We start from the raw sequence: 21,492 nt of genomic DNA on the forward strand, positions 1-21,492 counted from the left end.
CAGTAAACGCCGCTTGCGAGCATCGGGCTATCGCCCCAATGTACGTGATGGGTTTCAGTGGCGGTGCCGATGTTGGATTTAACAACCTACTGGCCGCCGCAGGTGGAACCGGCAGTTGTGTCAATAATAAAGGCAATGCCGTTGACCCTTGCAGCATGAATGCGAGCGACGCTCGCAGCAATCTGACTTGCACCGGCGCCTACCAGGCCGATGATGGCGCCGCGTTCCAGAGCGCCCTCGACTCCATCACAAGCCAGATCGCGTGCACCTACCCGCTCGACATCCTCAACACGCCCGACGGAAAGGCGCCCGCCGACCCGGCCGGAACGCGCGTATTTTTGGGTCAATGCATCCCAGGCCCCGGCACCCATAAAGCGGAGGGCGCTGATTTTGACGCGTCTCGCTCAAGCGGCAGTGCTTATACCACCGCCAGCGCTCAACTGGGCCTCGCGTGCAGCGGGACTTGTGGCGCGGTCAACAGTCGCGGAGGCCAGCTAACCTACGACCTTGAGACCACACCCTCCGAGGAGAATATCGTCCGCGTGCGCCTGGCAGACTACCTACATAATTGCCGCGACACGATTGATATCGAGGTCTACGCAGACAACGCATTGATCGGCAGCTGGAGCGGCTCGGGCATCAATAACTGGACCGTCGTGGAATTCCCGTTTACTCCCAGCTACGATCGAACATGGATCACCGTCGTTCAAAAGAATGACGCGTGGTGCAATGGCGGGAACAACTGCAGCGCCGCGTGCAACCCCCTCTCAGGCGACCTCAACCTCTATGTTGATTGGGTAAAGGTTGTTGATCCCAAAGCGGGCTGCGAAGAAACCGGCGCGATCTCCTATATCGACCCGACAAATACGACGGGCAGCGGCTGGACCTACACCGAGGACCGCACCCAGGTTCGCCTGGTCGGCAACGCATGCACCCAGGTTCAGAATCGCCAGCACGACGAAGTTGTCACCCAGGTCGCCTGCCCATGCGAATTCATCCCCGGTGGAGCGTGCAACAGTGCTCCTGGCGCAGCATGCCCCGTTGGCACCTGGGAATGCACCAACGAATGGGAAGATATCTGCGTCCCCGAGACCTTCTGCGACGACGACAGCGTCTGCGCACCGCTCACCCAGCACGACACCCGTATCGGCCAACCCAACGTCCAGATGGTCGTCGATAACTCGGGTTCCATGCGCGGCTGGAAACATTCGACCGCCCGGGGCGTCCTCGGAGACCTCGCTGATTGGAGCCACCAAGGTTATGGCTGTGATGCCGACGGTACGAATTGCGACAAGTTACGCCTCGGACTTCATTTCTGGGCGAACGGCAAGAATACAGAAATCAGCGCAGATGAGGACACCCTTAAATCACACGTCCACGCAGCTTTCGATAGAAATGATCCACCCTCGGGAGGCACTTCCTTCCATATAGCAACCGAACTCTTGCGTGATGAGAATAAACTGACCGACGCCACTTCCCCAAATATCGGGATCATGGTCACCGACGGTGCCCCCAACTGGGGATCGACTCTTAAGAATAGCCTAAAAATCGCTTGTCAGATTCGAAAACGTAGCCCCGCGCCTATCGCCACCTATGTGCTCGGCTTCGGCAGCGGCAACGCCGAGAATGTGAACTCACTGGTCGCCGCCGCCGGCGGCACCGGACAGTGCTGTCTTGGAAATGGCTGCTCGATGAACGATCCGGCGACCGCGCTCGACCCCTGCGATTATGCCGACAACGATTCGGACATCGAAGACCTCGCTTCGGCGGTCCGCAGCGGCAACAACTTTAATGGGCAGAAAGTCGATTGTGAGGGCAATATCCCGGCAGCCGACGGTGCCGCGCTCAAGGCCCGCCTGCTCGAGCTCTTTGAGAACCTGCAATGCACTTTCCCGCTGACGCTTCTGCCCGACACGCAGTCTGCCTCGGCGAATCCGCTGGGTACGCGCGTGGGCATTTATCTGCCGGCAGCCGGCGACGTGGTCGCCGTGCCGCATGTCGACAACGCCGCCGCTCAGGCCGAATTTGTCGACCAACTCACGGCGAAGGGTGTCGCGAATGCATCGTCGTTCTCCGACCAGGGCTGGAAATACTCAAACGCGGGGCGTACCTCCATCGACTTGAGCCCCAAACTCTGCGACGAGATTCAGGATCAAACCATTACCCGCGTCGACACCCAGGTCTGCGAAGCATGTGAGCTGACCGGCCAGGCATGTGAAGTTCCCTGCGTAGCGGGAGACGCCAATTGCGACGTTGAAAATGGCGTCCTCTACGGCCGCTGCCGTGTTGGCGAGTATATCTGCGTCGAAGGTGTCGACGTGTGTGCACAAACCCGCAACCCGATGCCAGAGATCTGCAACGGCGTTGACGACAGCTGCGACGGCTTCGTCGACAACCTCTCGGATAACTCTAGAGATTGGAGCGACCCGGAGTGGAGCCTCCAGAGCAACTTCGGCGGCGAGTACGGAGCGCTCGCCTGTCACGGGCTTAATATCTGTGGCTGCGAAGGTGGCAATCCCGACCCGATGAACGGTTTCGACGGTCCGGACGAATTCTTCGAGCACTTGGACGGTCAGAAGACCATTCAGGATGACTCAAGCGCCAACTGCTACTGCGGCACCGGCCTCACCCCCAGCTTCTCCGACAGCGCCGCCGCTGCCAACGAGCAGACCTCGTCGCCGAGCGCCCCGCACACCGATGACTCGGCTTGCTCCATCAGCGGCACCTCGGACAGCAGCCCGCTGGACGCCTGGTGGCTCTTCGGGGTCTTCGGACTCTTCGGCGCGAGCCGCGCGAAGCGACGTTATCTAAATTGATGACGCGCGCTCAGGGCGCACGCTGAACCCAGCCGGGCCGGTCTTTTGACCGGCCCGGCTTTTTTTGTTGGCATTTCCAGATTTGCTGGCATTCTTGGCGCGCCTGTGGCCCCGCGGCGCCGGAGTCGCTATGGTGCCCAATTCGCCCACCCGGGAAGTGGAGTTTCTTGTGCAAAATCAACGATTTCGAATCGACCGCCTCACCGCCGCGTTCACCCTGTCCTGCGCCCTGCTCTGGCTGGCCGGCTGCGGCGCGACCTACGACACCTCGCGCATCCGCGACCCGCACGGTGACCTCATCACCAACCGCACGGCCAAAGGGCCCGACGGCAAAAAACACGCGCTCAGCGGGAAAGCGAGCTGGTATGGGGAGCGATTCCAGGGGCGCCCGACCGCCTCGGGCGAACCGTTTGACATGTACCGATTCACCGCGGCCCACAAAACCCTGCCCTTCCACACCATCGTGCGGGTGATTGAGCCCGGGTCAAATCGCTCGGTGGTCGTGCGCATCAATGACCGCGGCCCGTTTAGCCCGGGGCGCATCATCGACCTGTCCTACGGCGCGGCGGTCGACATCGGCCTGGTCGGCCCGGGCGTCTTTCCGGTAGAGCTCGACATCCTGCAATGGGGCGACGGCTCGCGGGTACGCTCAAAATAAGCGTGCGCCCACGCCGCCAAAACGCCCGCGCATCCAATGGACGCGCGGGCGTTATTTAGTTCAGCGCCAGCGGCGCGTTAGTTACGCCGGGACAGGATAATCACCATTTTCGTCGGACTCACAATCACCGCGTTTACACGGCGGTTTCTGGTAGTCATCACACTTCTTGCCGTCGCATTTATCGCGACATTTTCTATCCCATCGGTCGTCGCAGCGGTCGCCCACGCAGATATTGGTTTCACATTTTGTGCAACCAAGTTCACGCGCGGTCGGACGCACATCCGGGCACACCGCGTAGTTGTCGCTGGTGATGACGTCACCGCCGATATGCGCGATGCCGGCGACGGTCGAATCAACGCTGCACTCGGGAAGCATATGGTTGTAGATGATAACCACATCCCCGGTGACCCACTGCAAGCAGTCGAGCTCGAGCAGCTGCAAACGAGCGTTGCGCTCAATCGTCAGGTCACCCCAGATCGTGGTGAGGACCGGCGCGATGATGCTCTTAAGACCCGGGTTAAAGTGGACGGTGAAATCGCCGTTGACGGCCACCAGGTTCGGCAAGCAGAGGTATTTGAAGCGCTCACTATGCTCGAAGATAAACTGGCCCATAATCGTGGTGAGCTTGGGCAACTCGAGGCTCATCAGCGCGTTATTACCCGCGAAGATCATGTCCTCGCCCACCGAGATCAGCCAGTCGAAGCTCACCGATTTGAGCGACTGGTTATTGAAGATATGCAGGTTACCCTTCACGTAGCGAAGCGCCGGGGCCGAGATTTTACGCAGCGCGTGGTTGCCCTCCAGGACCAGGCCCTCGCCGGTTTTTTCCAGGTTCGGCAATTTCACATATTTAAGGTCGGTGTTGTCGGCGATGCCGATATATCCGCCGACCGAGCGCAGCCCGTGCAGCGGGCTTAAGTCGACGATATCACTGGTATTCTGTACGAAAAGATGGCGCTCAACGGTGAAACAATCGAGCGAGTCGAAGGCGTCCAGGTCCGCCTGGGTATGGATATTGACCGTGTCGGGGATCATCGGACACGGTGAGAGATGCGCCATCGGCACCACCCCGCCGCCGCTGGCGCCCGCCGCCGGCGACTGGGCCGACGCGCTCTCGCCGAACGACGGCGCCGAAACGCCGGTGTCGCCGCACGCGCTCAGACCGCCAAGGACCAAAGAAACTGCACCAAGATACGAAAGCATGCTCCAAATCTTCTTACTCATACCAACACTCCTCTTCTTAGAGCGCCGCCCCCCATTTATCGGGTCGACCGCGCTCCGGGGATTTACAAAAACCAACGACTCTACAAATTACTTCGGGCTACCCGCGCGCCCCAGGCGCGCCTTTCGATATCGGCCACCTTCTGGCTGACCCGCCGCCTCAAGGCGAGACATTCTGGAAAGACACGGTGCAAACGAATGACCTAAGTGTCTGATATCGAACAACATTTCGTTGCGTACTCAGTAATCTAAACGACTCGCAGGTTTCGGTAAGGGGGGCGCGCAACTATTTGTTTTTTATCGGGAATAATTCCGTCGCGGCCTGTTGCCTGCCGCCAACCACAGGACGCGAAAATGCCCGCGCCTCCCAAACGGGAGACGCGGGCATCTTCACGCCTGGTGCGAACTAGCGCACCGAGAGCACGCTCTCATCGAGCGTTTGGTTTAGAGAGTATAGGGAAACGGCGTCTTGTTCATCAGCTCGCTGTCGCCCCCGGCTTCGTCGACGCTTCGCTCTTTTTCCTGAAGGTCGAAGCTGGCGCTAATCGGTTCCAACACGAGATCATCCGGGAGATCGTCCTCAATGGGCGGCGTCGGCGTTGGTACGCCCGCGTCATCGTCGTCGGAATCATCACCGTCATCCGGCATGTCCCCGTCATCACCGTCATCCGGCATGTCCCCGTCATCACCGTCATCCGGCATGTCCCCGTCATCACCGTCATCCGGCATGTCCCCGTCATCACCGTCATCCGGCATGTCACCGTTATCGTCGTCCGGCACGTCACCGTTATCGTCGTCCGGCACATCACCGTTATCCGGCGCATCACCCGGCTCACGCGGCGCACAAATGCCGGTCACGCACTCCACGCAACCCACGTCCTGGCTGGTGACCGGAACCTCCGGGCACATCGCGTAGTTGTCACTGGCGACCACATCACCGCCGATATGCGCGATGCTCGCGGCGGTCCCCTCAACGCTACACTGGGCCAACATATGGTTGTAAATCACGGTGAGATCACCGGCGACCCACTCCAGGCAGCTCATGTCGAAGACCTCGAGGGCCGCGTTTCGCTCGATGGTCACATCTCCCCAGATCGTGGTGAGCATCGGCGCCGCCAGGCTCTTGAGACCCGGGTTAAAGTGGACCGTGAAGTCCCCGTTGACCGCGACCAGATTCGGCAAGCACAGACAGGTCATGACCTCACTATGCTCGAAGATGAACTGCCCCATGATGGTGGCGAGTTCCGGCAGCTCCAGGCTCGTCATCGCGTTATTACCCGCGAAGATCACGTCCTCGCCGACCGAGATAAGCCAGCCAAACTCTGCCGACTCAAGCGCCTGGTTATTGAAGACGTGCAGGTTACCCTTCACGTAGCGAAGCGCCGGCGCGGAGATGCTTGCCAGCGAGAGGTTTCCCTCAAAGACCAGACCCTCCCCTGTTTTAACCAGGTTCGGCAGCTCTGCGCTGGTCAACTCCGCGTTATCCGCGATGCCGATATACCCGCCGACCGAGCGCAACCCGTGGAGCGCGCTCAGGTCGACGATATCGGTGGTATCCTGCACGAAGAGGTGGCGCTCGACGGTAAAACAATCGAGCGAATTAAAGGCGTCGAGGTCCGCCTGATTGTTGATATTGACCGTGTCCGGGATCTGCGGACACGCCGAACCATCGACCGACGCCACCTGCTCGGCCGCGGTCGCCGCCCCCGACTGAGCCGCGGTGCTCGCGGGATATGAAGGCGCCGCCGTGCCGGTATCGCCGCAGGCGCTCAGCCCGCCGACCAACAGGGAAACCGCGCCAAGATACGAAAGTACACTCCATCTCGTCCTGCTCATACGAACTCCTTTTCTGGGCGTGTGACTGCCCCATACTCAGGTCGGGCACACGCCAAAGACCAGGTAATAATCTACGACCGCGCAAAACGCTTCAGTTGTGTCGAGCGCGCCCCCCAGCGCGCCATTTTATGTCCGTTGCCTTTGTGACCAGCGCGGGCCTTTATGCCCCGCCTGGATGCTTTAGCTTGCGTCACAAAACCCAAGCTAAGTCGTTGACATCGAACGACATTTTGTCGCTTAGCCAAGAACGTAAACGGCGAGTAAGAAATGAGAAGGGGTAGGCATGAAAATGATCTTCGCAGATGGGCGAGCGCCGACCGATTAGTGTCGCTCGACACCCGGGACGCCGAGCGCCAGGGGAAGATGGCGCAGCGAGGCGGGAAGACTGCGAAAAAACGCGGCCCAATCGGCGCTGACCGGGGCGAAGGCCAGCGAGAAATCGCCGCCTCCGGCGCCCGACGGTTTTACAAAAATACCGTGCGCCCCGGCGAGCTTGCGCAGCATGCGGTGGGCGTCGGTGATGATGGGCGCGCCGGTCAGCGCGCCGAGTCGGTCATAGGCGCGGTCGCCGCGCTCCACACAGGCGAGGACGCTGGGGAGGTCGCCGACTTGCAGCGCCAGGATCGCCTTCTCGGCGATCCTCGACGTTTCGGCCAACACCTCAATCATCGCGACGGGATCGCGCCGATAAGCAACCTCACAGGCGCGCACAAAGCTTGTCGAAGTCGCCGGCGAACCCAGCCAGATCGGCTCGACCCGCAACCCCTCGGGAATCTTCAGGCCGCTTAAAACCTCGGCCTCCGCGTTGCGGCTGGTCGCCTCAAAGCGCGCCGCCGAGCGCCCCTTTTCGCCCGACAGATCCGCCAGCCCAGACGACGGCCGAAGCAGTCGATACCCGATGACATGGCCGAAGGTCGACGCGGCGATATCGGCGCAGCTGCCCCGCCCTTTTTGAAGTGTGCGATGGGCCCGAAACGCGTGGTCGAAGATCGCCTCGCGCTCTTTGAACGCAATCTTCGCCGGCGCGCCCTCGCCATCCTCCAGCAAAAACGCCGCGCTCAACGCCACCGCCGACGCGGCCGATGAGCCCAGCCCCAACTTTTGCCCGGTCTCCACGTCGTAGACGGCGCGAACATCCGCCGCCAAATTCGCCACGCCCACATCTTTGGGCGCGCGCGCGGCGAACTCCGCGGGCACGGCTTCGCCGACCACCGCCTCGGGCAAGGCGAGCGGGTTGTCGAAGTCCGCCCCCTCGAGCTCATAGCCACTGGCCGCCTCACTGCGCGACGCGACCACCCGCCGGTCGACCGCCGCCACGACACACCACCCTCCCCGAATCACGCCGTATTCGCCGAATAAAAAGAGTTTTCCGGGCGCCGAGGTCTTGAGCATATCAATCTCCCGCGACGTCTTTTGCCGCGGCTGCATCACTTACAAAATCACCGCAGAGCCGCGCGCCCTCGCCCGGGTGTGCCTCCAAAATTTGGCGCACGCCCTGGGTACCGGCGAGCAACGCGCGACATTCATCGAGCGCCTCGGCCGGGCAAAACACCTTCACCTGGGGACCGGCGTCGATGGTAAAAAAGACCGGCAAACCACCGGCGCGCGCCTTGCGCACCGCGTGGATCAGCGCGACGGTGGTCGCGTTCCAATAGATAATCCCCGGGTCCGCGCCCATCGCCGAAGCGTGCATGCGCAGGCAACTCGCCTCGGCGACTTCGGCAAGGGCCGCGAAATCGCGCGCCGCAACCGCCGCCGCAGCGCGCTCGATATCGCCTGGCACCGACGCAATCCACTGCTCATAATACGGCGAGGTATTCTGCGTGCTCACCATCCCTTCGGTCGAGCCGATATCCTTCTCGCCGGCCGAGGTCACCGCGATGACACAGCGCAGATCCCAATGCGCGGCGGGCGCGATCTGGCGAGCATAGGCCGCCTTACTGGCCTCTTCTGCGCTGCGCGTCGCGACCTTCGTCCCGTCTTCGCCGATGGCATATACGCCGTCATTCATCTCGACATAGCCGCCAAAAAGACTGCGCGCCGCCGACCCGGAACCCCGCCGCGCGAGGATCGATAATTCGGTGGCGCTCAGCTCAAGCCCGGCCGCCGTGGTCGCGGCCAGCGCCAGCGCGGCGAACCCAGACGCCGAAGACGCCAGGCCCGCGCCGGTGGGAAAGTCATTCTCGGAGATCACGCGCGCGTGCTGCGAGATCCCCGCCCGCTCGCGCACCAGGTCCAAGAACTGGGACACGCGCTTGAGCTTTCCGCCGCTCTCCACCGCTTTTCCATCAAGCTGCAGCGAGTCGGCGTCGAGCGCCGCGTCAAACTCAACACAGGTGCGGGTCGACAACCCGCCCAGGGTCAGCGACAGGCTTCCGGCGCCCGGAAGATTATAGGCGAAGTCGCGTTTTCCCCAGTATTTCACCAGAGCAATATTCGGATGCGCGAGGGCAAAAGCTTTCATAGGATTGGATAATAAGGATGGAATTTAATCAAAAAAACGCGCCGAAGCGCGCCTAATTCGTTGAGGATTATTTGGAGCGATGATCGATGGTGACCTCGAAGCCAGACCACCCATGCTCGGCCCATGCTTTTAGGACATCTTCGGCGCCGCCTGGGGTGAGCGCGACCACGCAGCCGCCGCCGCCTGCGCCGGTGAGTTTGGCCCCGAGCGCGCCGGCGCCGCGCGCGACGTGGCAGGCCGCGTCAATCGCGCGCGTGGTCACGCCCAGCGAAGACAGCGCCCCGTGGTTGATGTCCATCAGCTCGCCGACGCGCGCCCAATCACCATCGGTGAGCGCGGCGCTCGCGGCGCGCGCGGTGTCACCGATGACCTGGTTGACCGAGTCGATGAGCTGCGACTCGCGCAGCCGTCGCTGCGCCACCATCTCGACCATCGCGGCGGTCGAGGCCGCCGGGCCCGCCTCGCATACGGCGAGCGTGAGCGCCGGCGCTTCGATGGGCGCGACTTCGAGCTCGGAGTCGTAGGCGCGGGCATAAAAATACACCCCGCTCTTGGAGGCCGCCATCATCTGGTCGAGGCCGGAGGGGTTTCCGTGGAAGACCCGTTCGCTCGCATCGACCGCCTCATCGACCTGCTCGGGTTGCCCCAATAGCTGGCCAATTCCGCGGGCGACCGCGACGGACAACGCCGCCGAGCTCCCCAGGCCGACGCCCATCGGGACCTCGATCGTCACGTCGACCTGCAGCGTTTTGGGGCAATCAAAATGCCCCAAGATCGCCGCGAAGGCCTTGCAAAGTCGCTCGCCATCGCCGGCGTCCACGCCGACATTATCGAGCGCCGCGCCGCATTCGACCCGGGCGTAGACGTCCTCATCCAGCGCGCTGCGCAGCGTCAATTGATGCACCGCTGCGTCGCTGAATTGAACCGTCGCCGTCGCCCCGCGCGGCAAACCGGCGGCCACCGCCGGCTTGCCATAAACGACCGCGTGCTCGCCGAATAAGATCAGCTTCGCGCGGCCGTGGCCTCGGGCCACGACGGCCTCGGCGCCAAGATCTTTTTGTGGCTCTGACTTCGTCACAAACGTCTCCTCGCTGGGATTAAAGCATTCCCGGGACGACACCATCCGGGCGGAAGTCCGCCTCGATATTCTCGTTGAGGGTGTCAAAATTCTCTTCCAAGAAGTCCGCGCAGGTCTCGAAGTCCTCGTTATTCGACAGGCACAAAATCACCTGGTCGAGGTGCTCCGAGCTCGGCAGCTCCTCGTTGGTGATCTTCCAGAATACCTTGAGGAATTCATCGAGGGGGAAGCCCGCGATCATGGTGCCCAGCGCCGGAAAAGCGATGGTGTTGAGCTCCAATTGATTGGCCCGGTCATAGGCGCTCAGGATGCAATTGGAGATCAGACGACGGTTGACCTTCTTTGCCCCGAGGATCGACGCGTGGATCAGATATTTAACCGGCAATTGCCCGGCCTCGGACTCAACCGTGTGGCCCGGCTCAAGGCGGTTATTGCGCAGCGTGCTGCGCTTCATATGCAGCGCCTGCTGGATAAAGGGGCCCGCTCGACGCGTAATCTGCGCGGAGACGCCGCGCCCCAGAATCATGCCGGTATTTGATGGATTAACGAGCGCGCCATTTTCCATAGGAATAATGGTGATGTCGCCCTGCGTGATGGTCAGTAATTTGGCCATGATATGGCTCTCCAGATGGGTAGATAGAACACACGTCCGCTGATAAAGTTAGTCGGTTCCTCAAAGCAGGCCGCGTCCAATAAAAAGACTTATAGGGGAAACAAAGGCGCAGGTATAGAAGCAATGCGCCCCAGGCTGAATCAATCAAAGCGTCAGGCGAAGTGGACCCGCAGGTCCAGCGCCGCCGCCAGGCGGGCCTCGTATTCTTCGCGCGGAATCTCAATGACGCCGAATTGCTCAAGATGTGGGTTGGAATATTGCACATCGAGCAACGGCATTCCACGCTCGCGCATCCGCTCAATCAGATGCACCAGGCAGACCTTGGAGGCGTCGGTCTCGCGGAAGAACATCGACTCGCCGGCGAAGAATCCCGAGATGCTCACCCCGTAGAGTCCGCCGACGAGCGCGTCGCCCTGCCACGCCTCGACCGAATGCGCAAACCCAAGCGCATGCAGCTTGCAATAGGCCTCGATGATTCCCGAGGAAATCCAGGTGGTCTTCTGGATCTTTCGCGGCGCCGCGCAGGCCTGCATCACCTCACGAAACGCCGTATTATAGCGAATCTCAAACGGCTTCTTATCCACCGTCTTGCGCAGCCGAGTCGGGCAATGGAAGTCCTCCACGGGCAGAATCGCCCGCGGGTCCGGCGCGTACCAGTAGACCTCGCCGTCCAACTCCGGATGGGCCATCGGAAAGATGCCCTGCGTATACGCAGAAAATAAAAGATTTGGGTCTAGATTTTCGCTCACAGGGTTCCAGCGACAATGGCTTGGCGTCTCAGCCAGACTCGGAGTTGGATCGGCGCGATCATTTCATCACGCGGGGTTCGGCGCAACCATTTTCGCCGGGTCCACGACCTTGTCGAATTCCTCGCCGCTCATATAGCCGAGCTCGACGATGGCTTCGCGCAGCGAGGTATCCTCGGCGAACGCCTTTTTGGCGACCTTGGCTGCCTTATCATAACCGATGTGGTTATTGAGCGCGGTCACCAGCATCAAGGAGCGGCCAAGATACTCATCGATCTTCTCGCGATTCGGCTCGATGCCCACCACGCAGTGGTCGGTGAAGGAGTGGCACATATCGCTCAGGAGGCGCGAGGACTCCAGCATATTATGGATGAGCATGGGCTTATAGACGTTGAGCTCGAAGTTGCCGCCCGCCGCCGCGAAGGTCACCGCTGCGTTATTGCCGAAGACCTGCGCGCAGACCATCGCCATGGCCTCACCCTGGGTCGGGTTGACCTTTCCGGGCATAATCGAGGAGCCCGGCTCATTGCTCGGAATCGTAATCTCGCCGAGGCCGCAGCGCGGGCCGCTCGACATCCAGCGGATGTCATTGGCGATCTTATTAAGCGCGGTGGCCAGGGTATTGAGCGCGCCGTGCGCCTCCATCAGCCCTTCTTTGCCGGCGAGGATGGCGAATTTGTTGGGGGCGACCACGAAGGGGTAGCCGGTCTTTTCGGTGAGCGCGTCCACCACCTGCTGGTCAAAACCGGCGGTCGTGTTCAGGCCGGTGCCCACCGCGGTGCCGCCGATCGGAACTTCGTAGAGCCCCTCAAGCGACTGCTCAATGGCGCGCAATGAGTTGTCGAGCTGGGCTGCCCAGCCCGAGATCTCCTGGCCCAGGGTGATCGGCGTGGCGTCCATCAGATGCGTGCGGCCGGTCTTGATAATGTCTTTGAAATCCTCGGCTTTTTGCAGAAGCGCGTCGCGCATCTTCTCAACCGCCGGGATCAGCGAGCTTCGCAGCGAGTCCACGGCCGCCACGTGCGAGGCGGTCGGGAAGCTGTCGTTGGTCGACTGGCTTTTGTTGACGTGGTCGTTGGGGTGGACCGGGGTCTTGGAGCCCAGCTCGCCGCCGGCCATCTCGATGGCGCGGTTGGCGATCACCTCGTTGGTATTCATATTGGTCTGGGTGCCGCTGCCGGTCTGCCAGACCACCAGCGGGAACTCGGCGTCGAGCTTGCCGTCGATGACCTCCTGGGCGGCGCGCTGCACGAGGTCTTTTTTGCTCTCGTCCAGGGTGCCCAGGTTAAAGTTAGCCTGCGCGCAAGCGTATTTGACCAGGCCGAGCGCCTTGATCATCGGGCGAGGCATCTTCTGATCACCGATCTTGAAATTCTCGAATGAGCGCTGTGTCTGGGCTCCCCAATAACGCTCCTTGGGTACCTCGATTCCGCCCATACTGTCGTATTCTGTCCGTGTCGTCATCGTACTCGCCTCAAGTAATATTAAAAGTGAATATATAGCTATATAAATACCGTCCGACCGGCTCGAAGCCAGTCAGACCATTGAATCGTCAGACTCTAAAGAGCCTGAATCGCCCCGGTATTCCTAATATCTGCGCGCAGCCTTGGCAATATCTATCCAGGGCCCCCCAGCGTGCCAGGAATGGCGCGCTGGGCACGTCGATTAATCCAGGCGAATCGCTTCAGGCACCGCCGGGCGCAGGGTGACGTTCACCTCGGATTCCTCGTCGCGCTGAATATAGACATTGCGAATCCAACGCTTATTACCCTTGAGCGTGACCTCGATAAAATACTTCCCGGTCGCCAATTTTAGCGGCATCGGAATGGGCGTCTTCATCGCGATGACCTCGGTGGAACCCTTTTTCGAGTCGAGCTCCCGCGGCTCAACCTTAACCGTGGCGTGGGGCATATTCACGACAACCTTAAGCGTTCCGTGGAAGAGTCGCTTCTCCAGGCTCACCTTGCGCTCGACAGACGAACCGTCGGCCACCTCAAGCTTGACGGTCTGGCTCAAATGTTCCTGGGCGCGGGCCTCGACGGTATACTCGCCGCTGATCAGCAGCAACTTCTCAAACGCCTCACCCGCGCTGGCCCGGTAGCCGTTGATGTCGAGGGTCGCATAATCGGGCGCCACCGCCACGCTCAGCTCCCCGGTGGTCTGGCCGACCAGGCAGGTGGCCCGGTTTTTCTTGGCGTCCGCCCGGTTCTGCTCGTCGGCCTCCATAATCATATAAAGGCCGTATAATAGCACCGCCTCGCGGCACTCGCCCTTGTGGCGGTAGACCTCGGCGAGGTTATAATATGCCTGAACATAGCGCTCGGGCGCGGCCTGCAGGACCTTTTTGTAGTGAGGGATCGCGCGGGTGAGTCCGCCTGCCGAGGCCAGACGATTCGCGCGGCCGAACTCATAAGCCGCGTCGATGGCCGGCGCGACGGGCTCAGCGGGCGCATCATCCTGAGCGGCATCATCCTGAGCGGCATCATCCTGAGCGGCATCATCCTGAGCGGCATCATCCTGAGCGGCATCATCCTGAGCGGCATCCTCGCTATCATGCGCCGCCTCAACCGCCCCGCCCTTGTTGAGCTTGCTGAAATCCACCGCCATCGCCATATTCGACGCGCCGAGCACCGTCGCAATAAAAACAAGCGTGCCGACAATACCCGGCAGCTGATATTTTTGACTCATTGAAATCCCTCAGTTTCAAAACCAGTACCGCCCCTGCAGGTTGCAGGAACAATTTGACCCGTTCACGGTCTTTATATCATGCAAGCTCTCGCTGCAGAGTGCAAATAACGGGTTAACAACCCGGCCCTATCATATTTGCGCTGGACTCCGCGAGGCCGCGCTCACCAACCGACACTCGATATCCGAAACTATGGCAAGAATACAGCTAATCACCAACGTCTCCGATTTCGGCTTCTTTTTGGGGGTCGCAAAATCAAGAGCCCGCCTGGTCGCGGCGACCCTCACCATGCTCGCCATCACCGGCGGCACGGGGGTATGGATGGCGAATTATATCCTGGAGACAAGCCAATCGGTGGGGCTGAACCTGGTTATCATCACCTTGACGATGATCCTGGTCCTCATCACCTCCTATTTCATGGCCATGCTCGTGGGCGACCTGTTCTTCCCCGGCCCCTGGCGAGAGCAGGTGTTATTGGGGCAGACGCCGGCAGACGACAGTATGGTTTCAATCGATGACCACAACCTCGAATTCGTCATCGTCCTGGCCATCTCCGTGGTGCTCAACGCCTTCGCCCTCAATTATATCACCGATGGTTTTATGGACCGCTACCAAGCCGAAGGGTTCTTCGCGGTGCAGCTGCGCTCCGACGACGTCGAAGACCGCATCGACGCCCTGTCGACCATCGCCGAGCCCATGAATTTCGAGCTGTGGAAGCGCCCCGGCCTCAAAGAGATCGTCACCGACGCCTTCGATGACCCGGACGAGCGCGTGCGCATGCGCGCCTATTGGACCGCGGGATTATTCAAAGATATCAACGCCCAACCGGCCCTGATCAAGGTGCTTGAGGGCGGCGCCTCCGCGGGTGAAAAGAAGGAAGCCGCGGTCGCGCTCGGCAAGATCAATGACCCCGAGATCTCGCGCGCCGCCCTCGAAGCCCTGGCCGCCGAAAACGCCGCCCCGGAGGCCACCGTCGGCGCCCTGCGCGGCCTCGGACTGCTCGCCAAGGAGGAGTCCTTGCAGGTCGCGATGGACCTGAGCGCCTCCAGCGACGAATCCGTCATGATGCACGCCTTCTGGCTGATCCGCCAAATCGGCTCCGACAAGGCGCGCACCCTGGTCAAAGAAGGGATCGCCCAGGAGCCGACCGGCAATCGCCGCTGCGCCCTCTATGACACCCTCAAGATGGTCGCCACCCCCGACGATGTGCTGTGGGCAAAGCGCGAATTCCAGACCACCGACCCCGCGCTGCCCGAATCCACGGAGTGTGAGTTCGTCGTCTGGACCGACCACGACGAGTCCAAACATATCCTGATCTACGGCGACTCCTACCGCGAAAAACTCATGAAGATCGTCGCCAACGCCGACGCCTTCGCCGAAAAAGATTGGTTCCAACTCCAGGTCAACGACCCCGAGCTCCCCTTCCGCCTGCGCCAGGTCGGCACCGCCGTGCTGCGCCAGATCGAAGAGGCGAAATACCGCTAAAAATAACGGCTCGATTCACCCAATGCAGCCCACAGATACTTGACCTCGCGAAAGCAGACTGATAGCAAATTCTTCGCGCATGCATCCAGACAAACCGTAGCTTTTGTCACACGCATCGCACCGCATCATTCGCGCGAGTAGCTCAGCTGGATAGAGTGTCGGCTTCCGAAGCCGGTGGTCGTGGGTTCGAATCCCGCCTCGCGCATTTTCCACATCTTAAGAGCACAAAAAAACGGGGCGCTCGCCCCGTTTTTTTTGTGCTCATTTTCTATTCCGCCTTAAAGCTGACGGTCCTCCATGCAGCGCCCACTACTGCATGTTGTGCCGCTCGGACAGACCGACGCATCCGCCGAGCAATCGATGCGCTCGCATTGATTCAAGGTGTCTCCGCAGGCATAGAGGGCGGGACAATCGCTATCGTCGGCGCAGCGAACCGCGGCGCATTGCCCCGAGCCCAGGCAATACAGGCCCAGCGGGCACTCCTCGTCGGAGTCGCACTCGGTCACGCACGCGCCGTATTGATTGCACGCTCGGCCCGAGGGGCAATCCGCGTCGCTCGCGCAGGTCGCGCAGGAGCCGCCGGGAAACGACAGATGGCACATCGTAAATTCGCCCGGGCACTCCGACGTGGATGTACATTGACCAGGGGGGCGTCCTTCATAGGGATCTTCGTTGGGATCGGTGGTGTCTGCGACATCTTCCGAGCTTGCGTCGCCGGTGTCTTCGCCCGGACCCGCGTCCCCACTGTCGACGTCGACGTCGACGTCAACATCATCCGCCACGTCCTCCGGCTGCGTCACGTCTTGCTCGCCGTCGCCGTCGGGCTCAACCGAGGCGTCGCCGGTGGCGTCGTCGCCGGTGGAATCACTCGGCTCCTCGCGCGTGTCCGCGGCCTGGGCGTCGGACTCTGTGGCGTCCGAACCGCTGGCGTCGCCGCCGGCTCCGTTGGCGTCCTCGGCCGTCACATCCGCGCCGCCGCCATTATTTGCATCCGCGGAATCGTCGCTACAGGCGACCGCAAACAACATCAGCACCAAAACACTAAGAACCCAAATTCGCCGCATATTCTTCTCCAAACGCTTGATTTATCGAGCATTGAGGCCCGTAAGTTAACAGGCCCACCTCTTATATTGCGGCTAAGCGCGGTGCAAGCGATTCGCGCGATTTCTGTGCGTTTATGGCCATCGCCCCCGAGCGTTGCGGCGGCTGCCGCTCCGATAACGACAAGGGCTTGCAGAAGTAAGGACTTTGGGAAATCACCAGGCGCTTGTATCCGCGATCGGATCCAATGCGGACTCAGCGTCTATTTCGAAGGGCGAGGCTACAGCGGCCGGTGCGTTCCGCAGAACCCCCAACAGATTTGCGCGGGCCTGGTCCAGGGCAACGGTCGCGCCGCCGACGACCATCGGCGCGCCCTGCCGCAAGTCATGGAGGAAGGCCTCGACGACACCAAGGCCCCACTCAAGCTCCGCGATCTTGTGCGGCGCGTAGGCGTCGGCGCTCTCCCATTCAGAAAAAAGCCCGTCGAACGGAAGCATATAAAAGCCGCCGGATTTGCGAAAAAAACAGATGGACGGGGCACGATAGGCCGCCGGGAGCGTTAGAAAATGAGCGTCCTCTACCGCCCCTAGCCTCGGCTTCGCGTGGATGCCCCAGTCGATACTGCACCCAGCGAAGTCCCTGATCGCGATCACAGCCATCGTCTCGGTGCTACCGTGGCGCAGCACTATCTCTGTCGGCGAAATACGGAGGGAGTGCGCCGGTGAACTCGGTGTTGAGCGCCGCCGCGAAATCCCGAAGAAAGCCGAGATGCCCAACAGCACTAGGACCGCCAGGTTGAGCACCCACACCCCGAAAAAAAAGGTCCCCAGGACCACCGTCAGCCCGAACCCCAGCAGGTATCGCGTACGGTCCTCGCCGGTTTTGTGTGGCCTACCGGCGACCACCAAACTCAGGGTGTCGCCCCGGTAGGCCGGCCGAATGGCCTGCGGCGGGACGGGCGGGTGCGCAATGATATCTTCTACGGTCTGCATCGATGCAACTCTTCTGACGGGGGCGGCTCCATCCGGCGGCGCTCATGCGCACTGAAAGCCCCAGGGAATCAACGCTGCCAGCATAATATATCGTATCGACCCGCTTTATCACATAATCGACAATATAAATAAGTGACCTTTGCCTCCGCGTGTTTAACTTGCGGCGCGTCTGTCATTCGTGCCCCCAACCCCATCTGTATTCAAGGAGTTTATAATGAGTGAATCCGAATATACCCCCGAGAAAGTCTGGACCTGGGACAAAGATAACGGCGGAAAATTCGCCAGCACCAACCGCCCCATCGCAGGGCCCACCCACGAAAAAGAGCTGCCCATCGGCGAGCATCCGCTGCAGCTCTATTCGCTGGCGACGCCCAACGGCGTCAAGGTCACCATCATGCTCGAAGAGCTGCTGGCCAAGGGTCACGCGGGCGCCGAATATGACGCCTGGCTTATCGATATTGGCGAAGGCGACCAATTCGGAAGCGGCTTCGTGGACGTCAACCCGAACTCCAAGATCCCCGCCCTGATGGACCACTCGACCGACTCGCCCACGCGCGTCTTCGAGTCGGGTTCGATCCTTGTCTATCTGGCCGAGAAATTTGGAGAATTCCTGCCCACCGAGCCCGCAAAACGCGCCGAGACTTTGAGCTGGCTATTCTGGCAGATGGGCAGCGGCCCGTACGTCGGCGGCGGCTTCGGGCATTTTTACGCCTACGCGCCGGTCAAGATCAAATACGCCATCGACCGCTTCGCCATGGAGACCAAACGCCAGCTCGACGTGCTCGACCGGCGCCTGGCCGACAACGAATATATCGCCGGCGACGCGTATACCATCGCCGACATAGCCATCTACCCCTGGTACGGCGCGCTGGTGCAGGGCACGGTCTACGACGCGGCGGAATTTTTACAGGTCCACACCTATAAAAACCTGCTGCGCTGGGCGGACTTGGTCGAACAGCGCGAGGCCGTACAGCGAGGCAAGATCGTAAACTGCACCTGGGGCGACGAGGATAAGCAACTTCGCGAGCGTCACAGCGCCAGTGATATCGACGCAGTTCTTGGCTGACTTCTGCTAAAAGGTGGCAACGAAAAGCCCCGCCGGGTTGTTACCCGGCGGGGCTTTTTGGCGTCTCAGCTTGCCCAAAGATTAAGCGTCGAGCGCCCGCTCAAGGTCCGCGATCAGGTCGTCGATATTCTCGAGCCCGACCGACAGACGAAGCATCGCCTCTGAGATGCCGCGCCGCGCGCGCTCTTCGGCCCCGACGCCGTTGTGGGTCGAGGTGCAAGGCTGGGTCACCAGGCTTTCGACCCCGCCAAGGCTGGGCGCCAGCGTAAATAATTTAAGGTGGTCGGCCACTCGACTTGCCGCCTCGCGCCCGCCCGCCACATCAAAGCTCAACATGCCGCCGAACCCGCGCATCTGCTCCTTGGCCAGCGCATGCCCCTCAAAGTCCGGAAGCCCCGCATAGAGGACGCGGCCGACCTTGTGGTGCTGGGCCAAAAACTCCGCCAGATGCTGGGCCGACCTATTTTGCTGCTCCACCCGCACCGCCAGGGTCCGCACGCTCCGGGCCAGCAGCGAAGCCCCCGCTGGGGCGAGCGCCGAGCCGAGATTCTTGCGCCAATTCCAGATCGGCTCGGCCATCTCTTCGGTGCCCATCACCGCGCCCGCGGTCAGGTCGCTGTGCCCGCCGAGATATTTGGTCGCGCTGTGAATCACCAGGTCCGCGCCGAACTCCAGCGGATTCTGATTCACCGGCGAGGCGAAGGTATTGTCGACGGCGACGCGCGCGCCGTGGGCGTGCGCCTTTGCGGCGATGGCGCGGATATCAAAGATCTCGAGCACCGGGTTGGTCGGCGTCTCAAAGAAGACCAGCTTCGCGCCTTCGTTGAGCACCGCGTCGAGCTGGTCGAGCTGGGTGCCGAGCAGAAAACGCGTCTTGATGCCGAGCATCGGCAATTGGCTTGAGAGCAGCTCCAATGTGCCGCCATAGGCGTCGCCGATGCACACAATGCCGTCGCGCCCGTGGGTCAAAAACACGGCGCTCAACGCAGCCATACCCGAGGAGAAAACCCAGGCCTGGTCTGCCCCCTCGAGCTTGGCAAGCGTCTCTTCGACCGAGCGAATCGACGGGTTAAATCCGTAGCGGGTGTAGAGGTTGCCAACTTTTCGCCCCTCCACCACGTCCAGCACATCAGCGGTCGATTCGAAGGCAAAAGTTGTCGTGTCATACACCGGCGTGTGCGGACTTCCGTGGGCATCTTTGAAGCTCGAACCATGGATGCTGCGCGTGGCGAGGCCCTGCTTTTGGCTGTGAGTCATGTCAAATCTCCGAAGAAATTAGTCCCAATGCGTCAAACGAATTCGCTGCCTGATTTTGCTACCGTGAGCGCACCCTATGCCGAGGACGCGCTTCGATCAATAGGCAACCGACCTCGCGCGGAGCCGCCTAAAAAGGACGATTTGACCTGAGCCAGAGCGGGTTTATAACTGTTCGGAGACCTTTTAGTCTGGAACGCGAATCACGTGCTCGCGCCGAACGGATCAAGACGATGAGTCAACGCGAAGACACATCCGTAGGATTGGCCTCGACGCTGGCCATCGGCATCGGCGGCATGGTGGGCGGCGGGATCTTCGCGGTGCTCGGTCTATCGGTGAGCCTGGCAAAGGGCGGCGCGCCCGTGGCGTTCGCGCTGGCCGGGGGTGTGGCGCTTATCACCGCCTATGCCTACGCGCGCCTGTCGGTCGCGTTCCCCAGCCAGGGCGGGACCGTCGAGTTTTTGAACCACGCATTCGGCACGGGCCTGTTTACCGGCAGCATGAATGTGTTGTTGTGGCTGAGCAATGTGGTGATGCTGTCGTTATACGCCTTCGCCTTCGGAAGCTATGCGGCGAGCTTTATGCCCGAAGCCAGTCAGCCGTTGTGGTCGCATCTTTTTTCCAGCGCCGTGGTCCTTTTGCTCACCGCGCTCAACGCGCTCAGCGCCAATATCGTTGGCGACGTTGAAGAGTGGATCGTGGGCATCAAATTGGCGATCCTCGGGCTTTTCGTGGCGGTGGGGCTTTTTAGCGTTGAGACCGCAAAGCTCGCCCCCCAGGCGTGGGCCCAACCGCTGTCTTTGGTCGCCGGCGGCATGGTGATCTTCGTGGCCTACGAGGGCTTTGAGCTCATCGCGAACACCGCCGAAGACGTGCGCGACCCTAAAAAGAACCTGCCGCGCGCGTATTTCGGCGCGGTAGGCTTCGTGGTGCTGCTCTATGTACTGGTCTCGGTCGTCACGGTCGGCAACCTGTCGGTCGACAAGATCTCTCAGGCCAAAGATTACGCCCTGGCCGCGGCCGCCAAACCTTTTTTGGGCCAATTTGGCTTCACCCTGATCGCCGTCGCCGCGATGCTCTCGACCGCCTCGGCCATCAGCGCCACGCTCTACGGCTCGATGCGCGTGAGCTATATCATCGCCAAAGACGGCGAATTGCCCGATGAGTTGGAGCGAAAGATCTGGGATCGCCCCCTGGAGGGCCTCTTTATCAGTGCAGGCGCGACGCTTTTGGTGACCAACCTATTTGACCTCTCAAGCATCTCCACCATGGGCAGCGCCGGGTTTCTTTTTATTTTTGCCGCGGTCAACGTCGCCAACGCCCGGATGGCCGAAGAGACGCAGAGTCGCGCTTGGATATCCTGGGTCGGCGCGGCGCTGTGTTTAGGGGCGTTGGGCACCCTGGTGTGGCAGGTCGCCACCAGCCAGCCCACCCACCTGTGGATCCTCGCCGGCCTGGCCGCGCTCGCCGTGGGCATCGAGGCAACCTACCGAAAGCTGAGCGGGCGCAAGCTCGTCGCTGCGCACTAGGCCGGGC

17 protein-coding genes and 1 tRNA gene are annotated in these 21,492 nt (G+C 61.2%); 6 read left to right on the plus strand and 12 right to left on the minus strand.

The window, feature by feature from the left end; translation table 11 throughout:
- Window positions 1–155: 155 nt before the first annotated feature.
- Together DN745_RS12050 and DN745_RS12055 are read left to right on the plus strand one after the other, a co-directional pair.
- Complete coding sequence (locus DN745_RS12050; RefSeq protein ID WP_133621880.1) at window positions 156–2,816, plus strand: vWA domain-containing protein; 2,661 nt, start codon at window positions 156–158, stop codon at window positions 2,814–2,816.
- Between the two features lie 169 nt (window positions 2,817–2,985).
- Complete coding sequence (locus tag DN745_RS12055) at window positions 2,986–3,474, plus strand: septal ring lytic transglycosylase RlpA family protein (protein WP_204354980.1); 489 nt, start codon at window positions 2,986–2,988, stop codon at window positions 3,472–3,474.
- An 81-nt stretch (window positions 3,475–3,555) separates the two neighbouring features.
- Here DN745_RS12055 and DN745_RS12060 read toward each other — a convergent pair whose 3' ends face one another.
- The 9 genes from DN745_RS12060 to DN745_RS19360 all read right to left on the minus strand — a co-directional run bounded on the left by DN745_RS12060 (window position 3,556) and on the right by DN745_RS19360 (window position 14,120).
- Window positions 3,556–4,698: a leucine-rich repeat domain-containing protein gene (locus DN745_RS12060; protein WP_133621879.1), complete on the minus strand. Its 1,143-nt coding sequence runs from the start codon at window positions 4,696–4,698 to the stop codon at window positions 3,556–3,558.
- A 441-nt stretch (window positions 4,699–5,139) separates the two neighbouring features.
- Window positions 5,140–6,531 carry a hypothetical protein gene (locus DN745_RS12065; protein ID WP_162687635.1) on the minus strand — a complete coding sequence of 464 codons (1,392 nt, stop codon included), beginning with the start codon at window positions 6,529–6,531 and terminating at the stop codon, window positions 5,140–5,142.
- 321 nt (window positions 6,532–6,852) lie between these two features.
- Window positions 6,853–7,923 carry a hypothetical protein gene (locus DN745_RS12070; RefSeq protein WP_162687636.1) on the minus strand — a complete coding sequence of 357 codons (1,071 nt, stop codon included), beginning with the start codon at window positions 7,921–7,923 and terminating at the stop codon, window positions 6,853–6,855.
- A 1-nt stretch (window position 7,924) separates the two neighbouring features.
- Window positions 7,925–8,995 (minus strand): diphosphomevalonate decarboxylase, encoded by a 1,071-nt coding sequence (mvaD, locus tag DN745_RS12075; protein WP_111335183.1) that lies wholly within the window; start codon window positions 8,993–8,995, stop codon window positions 7,925–7,927.
- Window positions 8,996–9,062: 67 nt separating this feature from the next.
- Entirely contained in the window at window positions 9,063–10,073 is a 1,011-nt protein-coding gene (gene mvk / locus DN745_RS12080) for a mevalonate kinase (RefSeq protein ID WP_162687637.1), read from the minus strand.
- Between the two features lie 19 nt (window positions 10,074–10,092).
- Window positions 10,093–10,686 (minus strand): macro domain-containing protein, encoded by a 594-nt coding sequence (locus DN745_RS12085; protein WP_111335186.1) that lies wholly within the window; start codon window positions 10,684–10,686, stop codon window positions 10,093–10,095.
- 152 nt (window positions 10,687–10,838) lie between these two features.
- On the minus strand, window positions 10,839–11,435 hold the full coding sequence (aat, locus tag DN745_RS12090; RefSeq protein WP_111335188.1) for a leucyl/phenylalanyl-tRNA--protein transferase: 597 nt from the start codon (window positions 11,433–11,435) through the stop codon (window positions 10,839–10,841).
- Window positions 11,436–11,501: 66 nt separating this feature from the next.
- Window positions 11,502–12,896 (minus strand): class II fumarate hydratase, encoded by a 1,395-nt coding sequence (fumC, locus tag DN745_RS12095; protein ID WP_111335189.1) that lies wholly within the window; start codon window positions 12,894–12,896, stop codon window positions 11,502–11,504.
- 201 nt (window positions 12,897–13,097) lie between these two features.
- Window positions 13,098–14,120, minus strand: a complete 1,023-nt coding sequence (locus DN745_RS19360; RefSeq protein WP_162687638.1) for a hypothetical protein — start codon at window positions 14,118–14,120, stop codon at window positions 13,098–13,100.
- Between the two features lie 190 nt (window positions 14,121–14,310).
- On the opposite strand from DN745_RS19360, the gene DN745_RS12105 reads away from it, so the two are divergent.
- Together DN745_RS12105 and DN745_RS12110 are read left to right on the plus strand one after the other, a co-directional pair.
- Window positions 14,311–15,603, plus strand: coding sequence for a HEAT repeat domain-containing protein (locus DN745_RS12105; RefSeq protein WP_111335191.1), 1,293 nt, complete (start codon window positions 14,311–14,313; stop codon window positions 15,601–15,603).
- Window positions 15,604–15,734: 131 nt separating this feature from the next.
- A tRNA-Arg gene (locus DN745_RS12110) sits at window positions 15,735–15,808 on the plus strand.
- A gap of 73 nt (window positions 15,809–15,881) precedes the next feature.
- Here the strand turns inward: DN745_RS12110 and DN745_RS12115 are convergent.
- Window positions 15,882–16,667, minus strand: a complete 786-nt coding sequence (locus DN745_RS12115; RefSeq protein ID WP_133621876.1) for a prolipoprotein diacylglyceryl transferase — start codon at window positions 16,665–16,667, stop codon at window positions 15,882–15,884.
- A gap of 192 nt (window positions 16,668–16,859) precedes the next feature.
- Entirely contained in the window at window positions 16,860–17,636 is a 777-nt protein-coding gene (locus DN745_RS12120) for a hypothetical protein (RefSeq protein ID WP_111335194.1), read from the minus strand.
- Window positions 17,637–17,850: 214 nt separating this feature from the next.
- Between DN745_RS12120 and yghU the strand changes: the two genes are divergently transcribed.
- The gene (gene yghU / locus DN745_RS12125; RefSeq protein WP_111335196.1) at window positions 17,851–18,702 is read left to right on the plus strand and encodes a glutathione-dependent disulfide-bond oxidoreductase; all 852 of its coding nucleotides are present in this window, start codon (window positions 17,851–17,853) and stop codon (window positions 18,700–18,702) included.
- An 81-nt stretch (window positions 18,703–18,783) separates the two neighbouring features.
- Here the strand turns inward: yghU and DN745_RS12130 are convergent, their stop codons facing one another.
- Window positions 18,784–19,959: a trans-sulfuration enzyme family protein gene (locus tag DN745_RS12130; protein WP_111335197.1), complete on the minus strand. Its 1,176-nt coding sequence runs from the start codon at window positions 19,957–19,959 to the stop codon at window positions 18,784–18,786.
- A 230-nt stretch (window positions 19,960–20,189) separates the two neighbouring features.
- Here DN745_RS12130 and DN745_RS12135 point away from each other — a divergent pair, with 230 nt between their 5' ends.
- Window positions 20,190–21,485 carry an APC family permease gene (locus tag DN745_RS12135; protein WP_111335199.1) on the plus strand — a complete coding sequence of 432 codons (1,296 nt, stop codon included), beginning with the start codon at window positions 20,190–20,192 and terminating at the stop codon, window positions 21,483–21,485.
- Window positions 21,486–21,492 lie beyond the last annotated feature (7 nt).

The sequence above is a fragment of the Bradymonas sediminis genome (genome assembly GCF_003258315.1).
GTDB lineage: Bacteria > Myxococcota_A > Bradymonadia > Bradymonadales > Bradymonadaceae > Bradymonas > Bradymonas sediminis.